This window comes from Corallococcus sp. Z5C101001 (assembly GCF_007352635.1).
Taxonomy (GTDB): Bacteria; Myxococcota; Myxococcia; order Myxococcales; family Myxococcaceae; genus Corallococcus; species Corallococcus silvisoli.
Window position 1 is genome coordinate 1 of record NZ_VKLU01000039.1, and the last position, 4,176, is coordinate 4,176.

A 4,176-nucleotide genomic window follows, 5' to 3' on the forward strand; every position below is an offset into this window, starting at 1 on the left:
TCCCCATGCCCCCAGGATGAGCGTCCGGTGCCCGTGGTGCGCCGCCACCTGCAACACCTTGAGCGCCCGCGCGATCAGCACTTCACGCAGTTGGAGCCCCACCTCCGCGTCGTCCGCGGGCAGCTATTTCGCGTTGGGCGCGGGCGCCGTGATCAGCGACACGTTGAAGGGCCGCTCCAATGAGAGGGAATGCGCTCCAGCGCGCTCAATGTCCACCGGAACACGCAGGACCGCGCCCCCTCCGTCCGTCTCATCCCGGATGAAGACCGTGTAGTGGCCCAGGGGCAGGTGGCGAAAGTCGAACGCCGCCGCTGACAAGCAACCGGAGGAGAAGACGACTTGCCCCTCCTCGGAGACCCATGAGGATGGCAACGGCTCCGCATCGAACCCGGTCCGGATGAGCGCATACAGGGCCTGCGGCGTTCGCGGCAACGGGACGTCCCCAGGCAGGATGAATGCCGAGACGAACTCGCGGGAGGCATTAACCGCCACATGCAGCACGGCGAGTCCCTGCCTCGGTTCGACATCGATCCGCTGGCGCGAGGATGGAGCCAGTTGGATCCGCTGGGGGGAGAAGCTCACCGGTGGTGACCGGGGCTCCGGAAAGTTCAGCGGACGTGCGACCGCATGCAGGAAGCACTCGCGCCCACCCGGTACATGGGCCGAGTAACGCCCCGCCACATCGGTCACGGCGCTCACCGTGAATCCACCTTCGCAGCGCACTTCCAGTTCCACACCCGCCAGGGGGACCCGTCCACCATCCGTCACCGATCCCTGAAGCTCGCCCCCGGGAACAAGTCGCAGCTCCGGTGCATCTTCGCCGGGCATGAGTTCGTGGAGCACGGTCCCTCGCAGCTTCGCATCCACGCGAAGAGCCTGGAGCCGCCGGGCCACGTGCTCGAACCGATAGCGTCCATCCGGATCGGTCAGCACCTTCTGGGGGGCACGCTGTCCGCGGACCTCCAGGTCGAACGTCTCCACGAGTTCGACCTCCTGCATCGGCACGCCCGTGCGGCCGTCGTCAGTGACGACGCGGCCCCTGACGGTACGCCCTTCTTCGAGGACGATATCCCGGACGGTGAGTTCTTCATTTACTCGCCCCTCCGAACGTACGAGCGCGGGCGCGAAGCCCTCCGCGTCGAGGAACCACTGATAGCCGTGTGACAGCGGAACCGCGCGCGCGTATTCGCCCTGTGGAGCCTGGACGGGGGTTCCATCGATTCGGAAATGCTCTTGGGGTTTGCCATCGGGTCGAAGGACCCGGCCCACCAACAGCCCTTCGCCTGAACGAAAGACCACCGACGCACCGTTTTCCGCCGGAAGGCCCCCCTCCAGCCTCCAGAACTTGGAAGGTTCGGGAGCCTCCAACGTGAGCGCGGCGGGCACCCCCAGCACCTGCGGAAGGACAAAGTGCCCATCCGACTCCGTGCGGGCCTCGCACGCTCCTCGCAAGCCCGGCTCCGCCGCCTCAGGAGGTCCCATCCGGGCTCTCACGATGCCTCCAAGCGCCCTTCCAGTGGGATCGACGGCGCGGCCGCGCCAGGGGCCGATTCCGTGAATACCTTCGAAGCTCACCGCTCCCTCCACCTGCTGGCCAGAAGGGATTTGAAACTCGATGGTGCGCTCCCACCAGCAACCCGGAGCTGGTGCGTAGCGCCCCGTGATGAGGTAACGGCCCGCGGGAAGCTGTCGGAAGACGGTGGACTCCGCGGTCCGCTCAGTGAACGACTCAACGTCGTCCTCGCGCTCCACTGGACGGATCCAAGCGGCGTCTCCAAGCAATGGCCTTCCCTGCGGATCCAGCACCTGGAGCCGCAGGGAGCTGAGTCCCTCCAACATCACGGTCAGCTCCGACGTGGGAGTTGGGATCTCCAACCGCAGGGGGTTCCAGCCCTTCTTCCGCGCGTGCAGAACCACCGTCCCCGCCGCCACACCCTCGAAGCGGAAGCGGCCATCCGCGTCGCTCTCTGTGGGCGACAAGGGCTCCACGTCGTCGGAACGGACGAGCCGGAGCCGAACACCCGCCACGGGCTTTCCCGCGGCATCCAGCACGTGCCCCGCGAAGGGCACCGCGGGCTCAAGCTTCAGGTCCAACCGCGCTTCCGTCCCAGGCGCCAGCCGTACGTCCGTGCGAGTCACGTTCGCGAAGGCCCCGGCCTCTGTCTGGACGATGTACCAGCCCGGCATCACTTGAAGTCGAGCCACGCCCGCCGCATCCGTGGTCCCTGACCGGGCGACGAGCGACCCGTGATCCGCGCGCCGCACCCGCACCGTCACACCCGGCACGGGCTGACCCGAGCCATCCACGGCCCGGACCGCCAGCGCCACTTCATCCATGGGCCAGCGGGTATATCCCGAACGGGAAGACCCCGCGCAAGCAAGCAACGCTGCCACGAGCCCCACCCAGCTCCATCGCATGCCTCGCATGGTAGCAGGGCCCGGCGACGGAACCGCGGCCCCTTCAGGGGGTGAGGTGCACGGCGCCCTCCTCGAAAAGGCGACTCACCTCGAAGGCATGAACGCCGGGAGAGGTGAGGTTCAGGGGGTAGCGGCGCACCACAAACCCGATCCGATTCTCGAACACGAACACCGTGTAGCGGCCCAGCGGCAAGTAACTGAAGTGGTTGTCGCGCATGCCGCTGAAGATGATCAAGCCATCGTCACCCCTACGGCGCTCAGGTCTGCGCTCGGCGGACTCGGCTTCAGGATCGATGGCGTCGAGAATCAGCCTGTTCATCGCCTGCGCCGTCGACGGCACCGGAACGTCCCCCTGGAAAAGGACGACCTGGTGCCACTCCCCTGCGTCAGGGAACGACACGTGCACCGAAGCCGGCCCCGTGCGCGGCCGCAAGTGCACCGGGACCGTCTCCCCGGGACGCCCCTTGAATCGCAGCGGCCAAAAGCTCCTCCGCGGAGCCATCGGCCAAATAGAGCGAAGCTCGTCCGGGGTGGCCTTCACGACACACTCGCCTCCTCCCGGTGAGCGCAGGGAGAAGCGGCCTTCCGCATCGGACTCAGCACTCGCATTGAAACGGCCTTCACACAAAGACCTGAGGCGGACCCCCTCCAGGGGCCGTCCCATTTCGTCCGCGACCGTGCCAACAACGGTGGTGTCTGGCACGAGCCGCAACGACACCCCGTCCTCTTCCACGCCCAATGGCCGTGACACCGTGCCACTGAAGTCGCTGCTGGCCCGGAGGATCATCGGCTCGCGGGGCACATGCTCCAGCACGAACCGACCATCCTCATCCGCCGTGGTGGGCATCGTGGATCCGGCAAGAAAGGCTTCCATGTCCCAGAGAGCGATCAGTGCCACGGGGCTCAACGCCGCGGCGGTCTTTCCATCCTCGCGCACGCCCCTGCCGCGCACCGTACGGCCCACATCCAGGACAACATCCGGGAGAACCGTGCGCTCCGCGCTGGGCGTCACCGTGATGTGCGTGGTCGCGAATCCCTCCGCCTTGAAGGGCAGCTGCTGGGGCCAGACGCCCTCCAAGGAGAGCTCGTAGCGTCCCTCCGGATTCTCGAAGGATTCCGACGCCACCGTGAACCTGTGAAGCGGCTTCCCGTCCGGCCCGACAACACGTCCCTCGACCGTGGGTCTGGAGTGGAACCGCGGCAACGCGTCCTTCGCGCCCGCGTCGAACTCGACCTTCGCGTTGCCCGCGTTGATCTCCACTCGCAGCGGCCCCTCCAGCAGGTGCTCCAGCGTGAAACGCCCGTCCGCATCGGTCCTGCCCCAGGCCTCACTCGCGAAAGCGTCCTGCGTCGCGTCGCCCGAGAAGGCGTGGATCCCGATGTCCGACAACGGGCGGCCATCGCCGCCAACGAGCCGGCCCCGCAGGGGCGCGCGCTCCAGCAGCCCCTTGAAGCCGATGTCCAGGTCGCGGGTTCGACCCGCCTCCATCGTGACCTCGGAGTTGGTGGTCCATTTGGAGAACTCCCCCACCGGATGCACGAACGTCACCCGGTAGCGTCCTGCCTCGACGCCCCGGTACATCCGGGCATCCTTGTCGGAAGCATCGATCCACGCCCCCTGCTTCGACACCGGATCGAGCGCCTTGACCTCCACCTTTGGCTCCCTCGTCGGGGACCCATTCGGGAGCAAGGCACGCACCCGCAGCGTGCCCTGCTCGCGCAGCACCAGGGTCAGGTCGGCTGGTGGTGCGTCGAAGA

2 protein-coding genes are annotated in these 4,176 nt (G+C 67.2%); both read right to left on the minus strand.

Going from position 1 to position 4,176, the window contains the following annotated elements; all coding sequences use genetic code 11:
* Nucleotides 1-123: 123 nt before the first annotated feature.
* Nucleotides 124-2,427 carry a carboxypeptidase-like regulatory domain-containing protein gene (locus tag FOF48_RS36075; protein WP_255443070.1) on the minus strand — a complete coding sequence of 768 codons (2,304 nt, stop codon included), beginning with the start codon at nt 2,425-2,427 and terminating at the stop codon, nt 124-126.
* A gap of 34 nt (nt 2,428-2,461) precedes the next feature.
* Nucleotides 2,462-4,176 (minus strand): hypothetical protein (locus FOF48_RS36710; protein WP_186002224.1); only part of this gene is annotated, 1,715 nt, incomplete at its 5' end.

Excerpts from the sequence above, each read along its gene's own strand:
- FOF48_RS36075 (WP_255443070.1), bottom strand. The coding sequence starts at position 2,427 with ATGCGAGGCATGCGATGGAGCTGGGTGGGGCTCGTGGCAGCGTTGCTT.